The organism is Bythopirellula polymerisocia (assembly GCF_007860015.1).
In the GTDB taxonomy this organism is placed as follows: domain Bacteria; phylum Planctomycetota; class Planctomycetia; order Pirellulales; family Lacipirellulaceae; genus Bythopirellula; species Bythopirellula polymerisocia.
This window is the reverse complement of record NZ_SJPS01000015.1, coordinates 18,197-31,997: the sequence shown is the minus strand read 5'-3', so window position 1 is coordinate 31,997 and position 13,801 is coordinate 18,197. Positions and strand designations below refer to the sequence as shown.

10 protein-coding genes are annotated in these 13,801 nt (G+C 52.4%); 4 read left to right on the top strand and 6 right to left on the bottom strand.

The window, feature by feature from the left end; all coding sequences use genetic code 11:
- Positions 1 to 267: 267 nt before the first annotated feature.
- The gene (gene mnmG / locus Pla144_RS23530) at positions 268 to 2,100 is read right to left on the bottom strand and encodes a tRNA uridine-5-carboxymethylaminomethyl(34) synthesis enzyme MnmG (RefSeq protein ID WP_146453159.1); all 1,833 of its coding nucleotides are present in this window, start codon (positions 2,098 to 2,100) and stop codon (positions 268 to 270) included.
- Positions 2,101 to 2,346: 246 nt separating this feature from the next.
- Here mnmG and Pla144_RS23525 point away from each other — a divergent pair, with 246 nt between their 5' ends.
- On the top strand, positions 2,347 to 3,363 hold the full coding sequence (locus Pla144_RS23525; protein ID WP_197530971.1) for an alpha/beta fold hydrolase: 1,017 nt from the start codon (positions 2,347 to 2,349) through the stop codon (positions 3,361 to 3,363).
- Here the strand turns inward: Pla144_RS23525 and Pla144_RS23520 are convergent.
- From Pla144_RS23520 to Pla144_RS23510, 3 genes are all read right to left on the bottom strand, one after another.
- Positions 3,310 to 4,578, bottom strand: a complete 1,269-nt coding sequence (locus Pla144_RS23520) for a hypothetical protein (RefSeq protein WP_146453157.1) — start codon at positions 4,576 to 4,578, stop codon at positions 3,310 to 3,312. The two genes, Pla144_RS23525 and Pla144_RS23520, sit on opposite strands and share 54 nt — an antisense overlap.
- 244 nt (positions 4,579 to 4,822) lie before the next feature.
- Complete coding sequence (locus tag Pla144_RS23515) at positions 4,823 to 6,208, bottom strand: L-serine ammonia-lyase (protein WP_146453156.1); 1,386 nt, start codon at positions 6,206 to 6,208, stop codon at positions 4,823 to 4,825.
- Positions 6,209 to 6,307: 99 nt separating this feature from the next.
- Complete coding sequence (locus tag Pla144_RS23510) at positions 6,308 to 7,291, bottom strand: Gfo/Idh/MocA family protein (RefSeq protein ID WP_146453155.1); 984 nt, start codon at positions 7,289 to 7,291, stop codon at positions 6,308 to 6,310.
- Positions 7,292 to 7,391: 100 nt separating this feature from the next.
- Here Pla144_RS23510 and trhO point away from each other — a divergent pair, with 100 nt between their 5' ends.
- Positions 7,392 to 8,249 (top strand): oxygen-dependent tRNA uridine(34) hydroxylase TrhO, encoded by an 858-nt coding sequence (gene trhO, locus Pla144_RS23505; RefSeq protein ID WP_146453154.1) that lies wholly within the window; start codon positions 7,392 to 7,394, stop codon positions 8,247 to 8,249.
- 85 nt (positions 8,250 to 8,334) lie between these two features.
- The gene (locus Pla144_RS23500; protein WP_146453153.1) at positions 8,335 to 10,317 is read left to right on the top strand and encodes a peptide MFS transporter; all 1,983 of its coding nucleotides are present in this window, start codon (positions 8,335 to 8,337) and stop codon (positions 10,315 to 10,317) included.
- A 52-nt stretch (positions 10,318 to 10,369) separates the two neighbouring features.
- Here Pla144_RS23500 and Pla144_RS23495 read toward each other — a convergent pair whose 3' ends face one another.
- Positions 10,370 to 11,833 carry an OprO/OprP family phosphate-selective porin gene (locus tag Pla144_RS23495; protein ID WP_197530970.1) on the bottom strand — a complete coding sequence of 488 codons (1,464 nt, stop codon included), beginning with the start codon at positions 11,831 to 11,833 and terminating at the stop codon, positions 10,370 to 10,372.
- A 120-nt stretch (positions 11,834 to 11,953) separates the two neighbouring features.
- On the opposite strand from Pla144_RS23495, the gene Pla144_RS25350 reads away from it, so the two are divergent.
- Entirely contained in the window at positions 11,954 to 12,085 is a 132-nt protein-coding gene (locus tag Pla144_RS25350) for a hypothetical protein (protein WP_261342341.1), read from the top strand.
- 6 nt (positions 12,086 to 12,091) lie between these two features.
- Here Pla144_RS25350 and Pla144_RS23490 read toward each other — a convergent pair whose 3' ends face one another.
- Entirely contained in the window at positions 12,092 to 13,789 is a 1,698-nt protein-coding gene (locus Pla144_RS23490) for a SulP family inorganic anion transporter (RefSeq protein WP_146453151.1), read from the bottom strand.
- Positions 13,790 to 13,801 lie beyond the last annotated feature (12 nt).

Here is a 13,801-nt window from a genome sequence, read left to right as displayed (position 1 = left end):
TGCGTATTCTTCCAAAGCATCGATTACCGACTCAAATAAGCAAAGCTATTTAGACGACAATCTTCTCCATGTCTGCCGATATCCCCTGAATTGCCAATTGCACGAATTATAGCCGCCCGTGAATTCCAGTCAACAGAGATCAAATCTCTGTAAAGTCTTTGCTTACAATAAGTTACAGCTGCACGCTATCAGTTATCTCAATTTTCTCGCAGCAGGTCCTCCTCTTACCTCTCCTTCCAATGCTCACAAGTCAAAGAGGCACCGGGACTAATGTGCGGTAGCTTTACCTTCGAAATGCACCATTAGCAGAGCAATATCGGCTGGCGTGATGCCACTGATTCGACTTGCTTGGGCAAGACTTATTGGCTGAACCCGTTGGAATTTTTCCCGCGCTTCGGCGCGAAGCTGCGTGAGACGGGCATAATCGAAACCCTGGGGAATCCGTTTCTGTGCAAGACGATGCTGACGATCGACTTCAACTGTTTGTCGCGCAATGTAGCCAGCATATTTTAGATCGTACATCACTTGGTCCGCAGCCTGCTTGCCTAAGCTCGCCAACTGAGGCAGTCTCCCCACGATCGCAGGCCAGTCGATCTCAGGACGCCGCACGATCTGGGCAAGTGGTGTTCCATCGCAGCGTGTGTTTTCAATCAACTCGGTCGCGGCTTCGATTTCTTTAAGCTTGAATTCAAAACGCTCAAAGCGATCTCGACCAACCAGCCCTCGCTGGAAAGCCAACGGGGTTAGTCGTCGATCGGCGTTATCTTGACGCAAGAGCAGGCGATACTCGGCCCGACTGGTGAACATTCGATAAGGTTCATCGACCCCGCAGGTAACCAGGTCGTCTATGAGCACACCAATGTAAGCCTGATCCCGGTCGAGCACGAGCGGTTGCTCTCCTCGCAATGCCAGCACTGCATTGGCGCCAGCCACGAGTCCCTGAGCCGCGGCTTCTTCGTAACCTGTGGTTCCATTGATTTGCCCTGCGAAATAGAGACCTTCCACTTGTTTCGATTCCAGGCTGACCCGCAACTGATCCGGAGGCGCATAGTCGTACTCGACCGCATAGCCATAACGCATGATCTCGGCGTTTTCCAAACCTGGTATCAGCCGAAACATCGCATCCTGTACATCACGCGGCAGGCTCGTCGAAACGCCGTTCACATACACTTCCTGTGTGTTTCTGCCTTCTGGTTCGAGGAACAATTGATGTTGCGACTTGTCGGCAAATCGTACGACTTTATCCTCGATGGACGGGCAGTATCTCGGCCCAGAAGAATCGATTTGTCCGCTGTACATGGGTGCGCGCTCTAAATTGGCGCGAATCAACTCATGTACTTGTTCGTTCGTATAGGTGATGTAGCAAGGAAGCTGTTCGACCTCGATGCTATCGTTGAGAAACGAGAACGGCTGAGGCTCGTCGTCACCGGGTTGCAGTTCGGTGCGACTCGTGTCGATCGTGCGGCCATTCAATCGCGGTGGTGTTCCTGTTTTGAATCGCTCAAGTCGAATGTTTAGTCGACCCAATGCTCCGCTGATTCCCCCACTCGTTCCCTCGCCCGCTCGGCCACCTGCGGTCTTCGTCTCACCGGTGTGCATCAATGCCTGCAAAAACGTACCGGTGGTGAGCACGACCGTGCGGGCCCGGTAGACCGCGTCGCCTCGGACCTCGACGCCGACAATGCGGGGCCGCTCGCCGCCAGGCTCAGTGAGCAGATTCTCGACTACCTCTTGTCGCAGCGACAGATTGGGCTGCTCTTCGCACAGTTTTTTGATTTCGGCCTGATACAGTTTCTTGTCGGCCTGCGCCCGGGGGCTATGCATCGCAGGCCCTTTGCGCCGATTGAGCATGCGAAATTGGATGCCTGTGGCGTCTATGGCGCGACCCATCGCCCCCCCCAGTGCATCGACCTCGCGAACAATCTGGCCCTTGCCAACTCCACCAATGGCCGGATTGCAGCTCATCTGGCCGACTGTGTCGCAGTTGGTGGTCAGGAGTACCGTCTTGGCACCCATCCGCGCAGCTGCCAGGGCCGCCTCAGTCCCGGCGTGACCGGCGCCAACGACAATCACATCAAAATCATAGGTGCAAGCAGTCATAGCTTTAGAGTACAGCAGTCCAAAAGCTATTGCGAGCCATGAGAATGACAAGGTGAAGTTTTACTCGGAACTGTCTATTTCTCCCCGTAAATGCATGTTTTTCTCTGAGCAGGCGAACCTCCGTACCGCCTACCCCGTAAACCGGTTGGGCTGCTGGGCCCGAAGGAGTACAATCCACGCAAGCGTGTCGCACTTCCCACCACTTTTATGGAGCGACCGCCATTCCGCAGGAAGAGGAGTTCTAAAATGAAGAAACCCCGCAATCAGCATTTCGCGGCTCTCGTTATCGAAAGCCTGTTTTTCCTGACCCTTTTGGCTGCCTATGCTAATGCCGAGCCAGCGCTTTTTGGCATTGGCAGCAAAACCTTGGGAGGCCGCTTCGTTTGGTCTGATGAGGTGATCTACGACGACTGGCGGATTCAGAGGCATTCGACCTTTGGACATTATCGGCTGATCGACCCCAATGACCGCCGGCACACTTTTGGCACATTCGAGAACTGCCTTGCCGAATTGGAGCGGGCTAAGCAAGTTGAGAAACTTCCACCTCTCCCTAAGGAGGTTGTAGTGATGGTGCATGGCCTGGGGGCCAGTCGGCAGATGATGAATGGCCTGGCTGACTACCTGGAGGAAGAAGGCAACTACTATGTGATTAACTTTGGCTATCCTTCCACTGTTGGAGACATCAGCGAACATGCCAAATCACTCACTAATGTTCTGCGACATCTAGATGGCGTGGAGAAGATTGACTTCGTCGCTCACAGTATGGGCAACATCGTCATCCGCATGGCCCTGGCAGACTTGGCCTCGCTACCACCTTCAGAGCAACCTGAATTCACCTACAATCGATTTGTGATGATTGCACCGCCTAATCACGGGGCTTCGATGGCCGACAATTTTGCCGAGAGCAAAATCGCCCAGGCGTTCGCCGGCGAGCCGCTGCAACAACTCGCGCCAGGCAAAGGCTGGCAGTCATTGGAACAGCGACTCGCGACGCCCAGTTTCGAATTCGGGATCATCGCCGGCGGTCATGGTGACGGCGAAGGCTACCTTGCCGCCATTCCTGGCGACGATGACGGACTCCTTTCGGTCGACACGACTCAGTTGGCAGGCGCCAGTGATTTTGTGCTCGCGAAAGGAATCCACCAACTCTTGCCGCAGAATGACCAGGTGCGTGAATACACCGTGCGATTCCTACAGCAAGGACACTTTCTACCTTCGGGAACCAAACACCCGATTGCGGCGGTGGCTGGTGCGGCTCCCTGAGGTAGTTGACTTAGAAGAAGTTGCTCGGCGAGGCTTGGCAGCTTTCTCTTCGGCCAATTCAGGGGAATCGACTTGTGATTCCAGTTTCGCAGCAACCGTTACTGGCTCCTCGTCTTTCGCCGTTTCTTTGTCGGCTTCTGCTAATTCTGCAGCCACATTGTTCTTGGCAACCATTGGTCCGCAGGACTTGCATCCGCCGAATGCGATGCAGCAGATGGCTGAAACAAAACGGTTGTTCTTCAGGTGAGCCGACAGATAGTGAGAACGCTTGTTCTCAGGATAGGTATTCATCTGGCAGAGCTTGTGGCGGTATTGGCCCAGGCAACGTGCTGGCATGCCGATGTAACCCAAAGCTTCGCGACCGTGCCATGAAGTATCGGGCCATTTCTTGAGCGTCTTGTCGTGGCAGTTGAAGGTCGAGAAAATCTTCTCCGCCGACACGAAAGCCTGCCCATATCGGTGGCCAGGAAGAAGCATGTCATAATCGAAGGCAGCGGAAATCATGGCACCACGCAGATTGGGTCGCTCGACGGGCTCAGCTCCTGCCAAGGTCAATCCACGAATACAACCGCCACCCATCAAATGCAGGGCCACCGATGAACTAATTGCACCATAGCTGTGACCCGAGAGGGTTACTCGCTGGGTGAGGCTCATTTGATCAACAAGCTTGGCAAGGTAGTAGCCTTGATATTCGGCGTACACATATTTAATCCGGAGATTCTTTTCGACCATCTCGCGGAACCTCAAACCCTTCATTTTGAAGACGCGTTGTGCTGGCCACGACCAGCAAACCAATCGCTTCTGACCAGGGCAGCAACGGAGCTTTTCGTAGAGATCCCAGAAACCTTTCATCGCACCCTTGTGCTTGAGGGTGTTTCCATGCAAGTAGAACATGGTAGGCATCGAGGCTTCTTGGGCCAGGAACGACTCGCGAGATTCTTTAACAAAACAACCTCGGCAACGGTCGTAACGCTGATATGAAATGCACTCGAAACCATTGTCGAGATTCGAACACTTGGGGACATGTCGGGTGTTGATCACCCACAATTCCGGGGCTGAGTTGCAACAATTCAGGCAGCTGTTGCACATGCTGCATTCGTCGCATTGAACTTGAGCCGAGGCAAACGCAGCCACGGCGACACTGGCAAGCAAGGCGATGGTGGCTAGTCGCAAAAAGCGACCGTACGAAAAATCGCGGGGGAGGGAAGTATTCATTTCTGTGCCTTCTTCGAACTGGGAATTGGGAAGACTAACTGCCGCAGGTTGGTAAACCTTGCCCATCACAGGGACTGGGCAAACCAGGAAAACTCTGCGGGTCTGGAAAACCATACATCACGTTGACAAAACGCAACGCGACCCAGAATGAAGATGTGGCAAAAATTCACCACCCTATGCCGGCACAATCAGCACAGGTCGTAAATTGTGAAGAGCCACCGGTAAGACAGACCTGCCCCAGCCATCAGCAGGCAATCGAATTAACGGCCAGGCCACCCTGCGAAGTTTCTTTGTACTTCGAGAGCATGTCGGCACCTGTTTGTCGCATGATTTCAATGACGTGGTCCAGTGAGACGCGGTGTTGGCCGTCTTCCCGCAGAGCCAACCGGGCAGCATGGATCGCATGGGAAGCTGCCATAGCGTTGCGCTCAATGCATGGAATCTGCACCAAACCACCAATCGGATCGCAGGTGAGACCAAGATGATGCTCCATCGCGATCTCCGCAGCCTGCTCTACCTGGGCCGGGCAGCCGCCCAGTACTTCAGCCAGTGCACCTGCAGCCATTGAGCAGGCAGCCCCCACCTCCCCCTGGCAACCCACTTCTGCACCAGAGATCGAGGCATTCTGTTTGTAAAGAATCCCAATTGCCCCGGCCGTTAGCAGGAACCGTCGCACGGCCTCTTGGTTTGCTCCCTGGCAAAACCGGTAAAAGTAGTGCAGCACCGCCGGGATAATACCGGCGGCACCGTTTGTGGGGGCGGTTACTACGCGGCCTCCACAGGCATTTTCCTCGCTCACTGCCAAAGCGAACACATCGACCCAGTCGAGGGGAGAAAGTGGATCCCCATTTGAAGCAACTGGCGCGGACTGCAGCTTTAGATAAAGTTGTGGGGCACGACGACGCACCTGCAGGGGTCCCGGGAGATAGCTAGACTGCTGTTCCTGCTGACGGCAACCCTTTTCGACACACCGCTGCATAACGTTCCAGATTTCATCCAGACGTGAGTCAAGACCTGCCTCGCCACGGTAAGATCTCTCATTCTGCCGGGCGATCTCGCTGATTCGAAGTCCCGCTAAACTGGCATACTTCAGCAATTCAGTAGCCGAACAATAAGGATAAGCCAACGGACATCGCAATTCAATTTGCATCAATGGCTGACCTTCGCCGTCAACTACAAATCCGCCGCCGACCGAGTAGTATACTCGTTCCAGCAATTCTGAACCCGAGGCATCGGAGGCTATAAATCTCATTCCATTACTGTGCAAGGGGAGTTGGTCGCTAGTTAAATAGTGGAGATGCTCCGCCTGCGAAAAGTCAATTTGATGCCCACCAACCCGCAACTCGCCAGTTTGGTCCACTTTGGCAACAAACGATTCAATTGCCTCTGGATCGACTGTCTCTGGTGTTTCACCTGACAAACCCAGGAGGATAGCCCTGTTCGTTCCGTGCCCCAAGCCAGTGAGAGCAAGCGAACCGTATAACTCGACTCGGATCGCAACTGTCGTTGCCAATCCACCATTGTCCCTCAACTCAGTCGCGAAATACCGTGCGGCGCGCATCGGCCCCACACAATGAGAGCTTGAGGGCCCAATTCCGATCGTAAATAAGTCGAGAACACTGATAGACACGATTCGTGCCCTGTAGTGAAAAGAGGGATCAAGGAGCGCCACTCTTCTATTCTATACTTGTGTTCGAGAAAAAGCGCGAGCAGAAAATCTAAGAGAGCTTTAAACCCACCTGCGCGAACTAGCGCTAGTCTTTATTGCTTCGATCACGCGCATATTGGCCACTGCGTCGGCCAAAGGGGTGGGCACGGGAGAGTCGTTAAGTATCGACGATGCGAATAAGTCCCCTTGGATCGTGTACTGGTCGCAAATGGGAAACTCGATCTCAACCGTTTCGCCATTCTTCTCATGCCAAATGCGGCAGGGGCGATCCGGAGGGGCGTTGAAGGGAATCTCAATCTCGACACGAGCCTCAGTTCCAAGAACATTGACACGCTGATAGGGAACCAATTGGGTTGAGCATACAAAAGATGCCAGGCCTGTGCCAAAATCCAAGATAGCCGACGCCAAACAGTCCGTTTTAAAATTCGGATCATGTTCTAATATGCCACACACTTTTTGGGGCTCACCCACGAACAGAAATCTGGCGAGCGATATGCAGTAGCATCCAATGTCCATCAACCCACCGCCACCGATGTCGGCATCATTGCGAATGTTTGCTGGGTCTACATTAAAATAGGAAAATGTCGCTTGGATGGCACGCAATACACCGATCTCGCCATCGTCCACGAGTTGCTTTGCTTTTTGCCATTGGGGATGATGGCGATACATGAACGCCTCCATCACCTTAAGGTGCGGATGCTCTGCAGCCGCTGCCAGCAATTGCTCTCCCTCAACCGAGGAGAGCCCGATGGGCTTCTCACATAGCACGTGCTTACCCGCCTCGATGGCGCGAATCGACCACGGCACATGCAGATGATTCGGCAGCGGGATGTAGACCGCGTCAATATCTGGATCGGTGAGCAAGGCCTCATAACTACCGTACGCCCGAGGGATTGCCAGGTCGGTTGCCGATTCGGCGGCAGTGTCCCGATTTCGTGAGGCAATGGCCAGCACTTCGCACAATTCACTGCGCTGCAGCCCAGGTATTACCTTTTGGGTACCGATCTTAGCTGTACTCAGAATTCCCCAACGGACTCGCTGCATAGTTCTCTCGACTGTCGGAAAAAGGTGGTGAAATGAACCGCAAGATTGCTTATGCTGGAAGCCTGGATTCTACCGTCATCGAGAAAGAATTAGAACGAAGATGGACACGACACAAGAAGATTTATCCGAATGTTGTCCGCAAACACATTTTCTCAATGTGGCTGCCTATAAATTTACACCGCTCACGGGCCTTTTCGAGCGGCGGGAGCGACTCCGGGAGTATGCGCGCGATCTCGGACTAAAGGGGACCATACTGCTCAGTCCCGAAGGAGTTAATCTATTCGTGGCGGGACCCCCAGGCGAAGTTCGACTCCTACTTGATAAGTTAACTAATGATGCGGAAATTGGCCCGCTCGAGGTGAAAGAAAGCATTAGCGATTCGCAGCCCTTCAGCCGGATGTTGGTCAAGGTCAAGAATGAGATCATTGCCTTCGGAGTGCCGGGTATTGATCCCGTGAACAAACCGACGAAAAAGATCTCTCCTACTGAACTCAAGTCCTGGCTCGATGAGGGAAGGCCATGTCTGCTGCTTGACGTACGGAACAATTACGAGGTCGGTCTCGGAACTTTTGAAAACGCCCTTCCGATTGGCGTCGACCACTTTCGCCATTTCCCTGCGGCTGTAGCAGGATTGCCTCCCGAAACCAAAGAGCAACCGATCGTCATGTTCTGCACAGGTGGCATCCGATGCGAGAAGGCTGGACCGTTCATGCAACAGGCAGGTTTCCCCGAGGTATATCAGCTTTCGGGAGGGATTCTCAAATACTTTGAGGATTGTGGAGACATACACTATCAAGGCGAGTGCTTCGTTTTCGACAAACGCGTCGCCCTGGACGCCAATCTTCAGGAGACAGACACCGAAATGTGTTTTGCTTGCCAGGAACTACTCTCCCTCGAGGACCAACAATCGCCCGATTATATCATCGGCGAGCAGTGCCCGTATTGCTGTGAACAGTAACCCTCCCATAGCAAAATTGCTACTGTAACGCGTAGCATGTTTGATTACACTTGCTGTGTCTACTCCCACCGATTCAGGAGCAAATATGAGCACGGTACCCACCACGCAGCGTGAATTCCTCGGCCATCCTACCGGATTGTTTGTGTTGTTCTTCGCCGAGATGTGGGAGCGTTTCTCCTACTATGGCATGCGGGCCTTGTTGGTCTTTTACATGCTCAAGGGGTTCCTGCAATATAATGATGCCCGCGCTTACGGCGTGTATGGTGCCTACACGGCCCTAGTCTATATGACGCCATTCTTCGGTGGCTTGATTGCCGACCGGCTAGTAGGTGCACGGATTGCCGTCATCATTGGCGGTCTGCTTATGGCTGCCGGCCATTTGGTAATGACGATGCAATCCGCTGTGATGTTCTATATGGCGCTTGCGCTCATCATCGCCGGCAATGGGTTTTTCAAACCAAATATTTCAGCAATTGTTGGCGAACTCTATCCTGCCGGCAGTATCAAACGCGACGGCGGTTTTACGATTTTCTACATGGGAGTGAATCTAGGCGCATCTCTAAGTCCACTTATCTGTGGCTATGTGGGAGAAACCTATGGCTGGCACTATGGGTTTGGACTGGCGACGATCGGCATGATGATCGGTCTGGCTATTTTTGTGATGCCTACTATCGTGACCCAAATTTTGATCGGAGCAGGCGCCTTGGGGACTGCTGCTTCGCTCTTTTATTTCGTACCAGACAACACTGCCGCCAAAGTCGTCAATGCTATCGTGGCCACTGCGCTGGTCATCGCCGGGGCGCTCTCGATTCGGGCGCTTTCGTTGGGAGGAATCCCCGACGAAGCAGGCCGGCCTCCTGGTGGAAAAGCGAGGTATCTATTGCCAATTCTCTTCGGCATTGCAGTTTGTATCCCGCTCTTGGCTTTGTTCGTTTCCGATTTCTCGATTTTGCGTGAAAGCGGCGACCCTGTGCGTCTCATTGCTGCCGAAACCATCGACAAAATCAAAGCAGGTGAAGGCTTCATGGCAGAGGTGGGAGGCATCCTGCTAACCGAGATTAGCAAGCCCGCCGGAATTCTACTCGTGGTGACAGGCATCCTAGCCTTCGGCTACTTAATTGTTGAAACCTTTCGCCTCCAAAAAATAGCAAGAGAGCGAATGTTTGTGGTTTTGATTCTCACCTTTTTCTCGATGCTTTTCTGGGCTTTCTTTGAGCAGGCCGGTAGCAGCGTAAATAACTTTACCGATCGCAATGTCGATCGCGTGTCGGAGTCTCAATTAATTACTGATGCCGACGTGGGTACTATTATCCAATTGCAACCGACTCAAGAACAACTCGGCTTCACCAACGGCGACACACTCTTTACGATGTCGAATTTGGACAAGCTCCGTAAAAAGAACCAAGTTGGCGAAAGCGAAGGAGCCGATCCAAACTTTACCATCGACTGGCTCGTATCCGAAGACAACGTCGGTATGGGCCTCGCTGAACGCAAGAATGAACTGGCAGCCAGTACCTTCCAAGCCGTAAATCCAGTGTATATTCTGTTCTTCGGCTTGGTGTTCACAGCATTGTGGACTTTTTTGGGTAGCCACGGTATTGAACCGGCGACCCCCTACAAGTTTGCCTTGGGACTATTTCAACTTGGATTGGGCTTCGGGATGTTCTGGCTGGGCGCCACGAATGCAGATGCGCGGGGGATGGTTGCCGTCTCATGGCTGTTGCTAGGCTACATGCTCCAGACCACCGGCGAGTTGTGCATTTCCCCCGTGGGGCTTTCTATGATAACCAAGCTTTCACCCAAAGTGCTCGTGAGCACCGTGATGGGAGGCTGGTTCTTGGCTACTGCATTCTCTCAATACCTGGCCGCAATTATTTCGCAGTTCACCGGAGTTTCCGAAGGAGAAAACGGCGAACAGCTTATACCGGCCCCTATCGAAACAGTGCAAATCTACGGCGACGTTTTCCAAAAAATCGCCATCGCCGCGATCGCGGCTGGGATGATTTGTCTGCTGCTCGCCCCACTGCTTAAAAAATGGATGCACGAGCATGAAGAGGAGACTCAGTAAGGAATTCGATAAAAACCCTTCTCTTTGGACCAAGTGTCCCGCGTTCGTCACTCTAAAATACCACCTGCGCCCGGGCTGCCGTGATGTCGGCATCGCTGTCGCCAAAGCCGGGTGAGTTGAGGAAGACGTGGATGTGGCCAAATTGAAACTTGAAGTTCTTATTCAGATACCAGTTGAGCCCTGCAGTCACGTTGTTCATGCGGCCCCCGGCAATGTTTTGGTCGTTCAGGTCGATGGCCGACCATTGGGCAGCCAATTCCCATGCACCTGAACCTGTACAAGTGCCAAAGGGACACAAAGGCGTTACGGTTCCAAGCACGCCAGCCTTCCGATTGTAGGGCCGAACCTCACCGGTCAGAAAATAACCAGCCCGAGCGTAGGCGCCCCAGAAGTCGACCGTAGGCCCGGCGATCTGATCGACATGAGAGTAAATCGCCTCGGACTGAATGTAGAGCGAGCGATAGACAAGTGCTAATTCACCACCAAAAAGTTGCACATTCTGGGCGGAAATATTTCCAGTATCTGCAAAAGGCAATGTCAGATTCGGCACACCAGGCGGTACGATGTCGGCTGGAAGATTGTTTTCTACGACCGCAAATTCAGGGAAAGCTCGATAGCGAATAATATCACTCGCAGGGTCGGCAAACGTATAGGCCCCACCCACATGCAAGAGCCGCTGGTCATCATCATCCGCCCAAGGGACAGCGGTTAGCCGGCCTACTGTTCCATATCCTCCGTTGTCTCCAACGTTTCCACCATAAAAATCTGTGGGAAATCGTATCGCTGATAGAGCCCAGGTGTAGTCGCCTTTTTCGGTTCCATCATAGATCCCAATTCCCGCTTGTCGAAAGGGGACGAATGTGAAGGGCAAAGCCCGTTCGAAGAACGTTAGGTCTTTGACGCTCGTCAATGCATCCATTGAAAAAGGCTGCCGCCAGTAACCCAGTCGAAACGTCGAATCTCCTACAAAACTGCGGAGGTCAACAATGTTGTCCATGAAGCTGGGGCGGCCTGGAAACGCAAAATCGTATTCCATGAAATAGCCAATGTTCTCGGCTACGTCTCCACCCGCACTTAGTCGCGCGCGGCGAAAATCGGCCCCATCCTGCAAATCGCCGTTCGGTACTCCATTGATAGCCGCCAACGAAGCCTTGTTCACTGCATCCTGACCAAACCATCCCGTATCTGCCTGAAAGAAACCATGGAGCTGCACATTGGGATACGTCGGAGATGACTTTGATGCAGCCGGTTTCTGATAGTTCGCTTCCAGAATTTGTGTGTCGAGTGGTTCGCTTGGATTGTCGTTGAGGAGAGGAAACTCAAAAGGTGTGGCAAGCAAAACACTTTCGTTGGGAGTCTTTAGTACTGGCTCGGCACTATTCAAATTTGATTCAGTAGCAGTCTCCGTCTCCTGAGATACTGCTGCTAAACAGACGTTCGTCGAAGCATTGCTACCAAACGCCACTAGCACGACAGCAGAAAGGAGCCGCCCACAGTAATTGGGTCGCCTGTCCATTAGAAATGCCTTCCAATAAGATCTGCGCAAGAAAAGGTCTAGAAGAGAAACAGGCAAATAGAAAAACCAGCTCTGAAACGAGCGGAATACTTCCGTATTCATCGACATTTGAGTACCTCCATGAAAAGATTTTTGGCGATGAGTGCACGAGCATCCTGCCATCGTGCTAGCTATATCAACCGCATCACGCAAGCAAACGGTTCTTTGGCAACTCGCGAGAACCAATTGCTAGCGTTTGCGGCTGACATCTGAATAGGACTAAACAGGCATTATCACTTTCTTGCGGGCGGCAAGATCATGACTCGAGAGAGGTCGATGATTGTCCAGTCCCTGCAATTCGAGCCGAACACCTGCGTTCTTGAATTCCTGTTGCAGCTCGTGAAGCTTCTCCATAACGGTATGGTCCACATATTTTGTCTCAGAGAGGTCCAAAGTGACATTTTTCTTTTCATCCAGTCCAAGCCTTACTAATTGGCGACGAAACAAGATCCAGTTGCTAAACACGGCCGAGTATCGTGCCCGAACCACAGCGTGGTCGTCCGACTCAAGCTCAACGTCGAGATAGGGCTTCAACAAGGATCGTATTGGCACACCATTGATCAGGTGCAGCAACAGTTTCACACCAATCCCGATAAAAATACCGATCAAGAGATCCGTGGCCAGAACTCCCACCAAGGTAGAAACAAATATCAATAGTTGCTCCTTGCCGATCGAATAGATGTGCATAAATTCTCGCGGATGCGTGAGTCGAAAGCCAGTATAAATCAGCATTGCTGCCAGTGCCGCTAGGGGAATTCGATGCAATACTGTGGGGATCAACGCCACACAGGCAAGCAGAAAGATGCCGTGCCACATATCTGCGAAACGTGTACGGGCTCCATTATCGATATTTGCTTTGCTGCGTACGATTTCTGAAATCATGGGCAAACCACCTATACTAGAGGCACACAGGTTGGCCACACCGACCGCCAGAATATCCCGGTCCATGTTAGTCTTGCGCTTCCAGGGGTCAATGATGTCGACGGCCTTGGCACTAAGGATCGACTCAAGGCTACCGATGATAAAAAACATCATTACCCATTTGAATGCTTCCCCCCGGTGCTCACTATCGAATGCAGCAAAGTCGGGAGTCGTGATGTAGTCGAACATACCAAATACACGATCCGGCATGTTGACCAGAAACGATTCGCCAATCTCATACTTGTGACCGTGAAATGAGTAGGTATGTGTATGCATCATGTCGAAATAGATGCCGAGTGGCACGGTTGCCAGTATGACAACTAATGCTGCAGGCACGGGCTTAAATAGTGCGCTTGCCTTTTGTACGATTGGCCAGAGAAACATGATCAAGACACCTATTCCCCCAACAAACGCGATTTCTGGATTCATATCATGGAAATACTGGGGTATATCTTTGATCATTTCTAATGGTTCCCCGCGAGCTTGCACCCCCAAGGCAACCGGCAACTGCTTTACGATGATGATCACGCCAATTGCCGCCAACATGCCATGTACTGCCGAGAGGGGGAAAAATTCTCCCAAGGTACCCGCCTTAAGCAGACCAAAGATTATTTGCAGAATGGCAGCGGCGACGCCGACCGCCAATGCCATGCGATAGGCGGTCAAATCGGCCTCGCTAAACCCACCGATCGCACCATCGCCACCGAAACCTTCGATGCACCCAATGGCAATGACGATCAATCCTGCAGCTGGACCCTTGATCGTCAGTTCTGAATTACTGATGAAGGTGGTAACGATTGCTCCCACGATTGCGGTAAAGATTCCTGCAATCGCTGGATAACCGCAGGCCAAAGAGATACCCAGGCAAAGTGGCAATGCGATCAGGAACACTAGGAATCCTGAGAGAATGTCATATTTGAAATACTTGGCAAACCCTGCAGCATTGCCGACAGGCCTTTCAATAGGGAGCGATTCCTCTGTTTCATTCGCTGACATGATAAATATCTC

Bases quoted from the DNA above. Each gene is read 5' to 3' on its own strand.
- trhO (WP_146453154.1), top strand. From the start codon at position 7,392: ATGGACACGACACAAGAAGATTTATCCGAATGTTGTCCGCAAACACAT.
- Pla144_RS23495 (WP_197530970.1), bottom strand. From the start codon at position 11,833: ATGGACAGGCGACCCAATTACTGTGGGCGGCTCCTTTCTGCTGTCGTG.
- Pla144_RS23500 (WP_146453153.1), top strand. From the start codon at position 8,335: ATGAGCACGGTACCCACCACGCAGCGTGAATTCCTCGGCCATCCTACC.
- Pla144_RS25350 (WP_261342341.1), top strand. From the start codon at position 11,954: ATGAAAAGATTTTTGGCGATGAGTGCACGAGCATCCTGCCATCGTGCT.
- mnmG (WP_146453159.1), bottom strand. From the start codon at position 2,100: ATGACTGCTTGCACCTATGATTTTGATGTGATTGTCGTTGGCGCCGGT.
- Pla144_RS23510 (WP_146453155.1), bottom strand. From the start codon at position 7,291: ATGCAGCGAGTCCGTTGGGGAATTCTGAGTACAGCTAAGATCGGTACC.
- Pla144_RS23520 (WP_146453157.1), bottom strand. From the start codon at position 4,578: ATGAATACTTCCCTCCCCCGCGATTTTTCGTACGGTCGCTTTTTGCGA.
- Pla144_RS23490 (WP_146453151.1), bottom strand. From the start codon at position 13,789: ATGTCAGCGAATGAAACAGAGGAATCGCTCCCTATTGAAAGGCCTGTC.
- Pla144_RS23525 (WP_197530971.1), top strand. From the start codon at position 2,347: ATGAAGAAACCCCGCAATCAGCATTTCGCGGCTCTCGTTATCGAAAGC.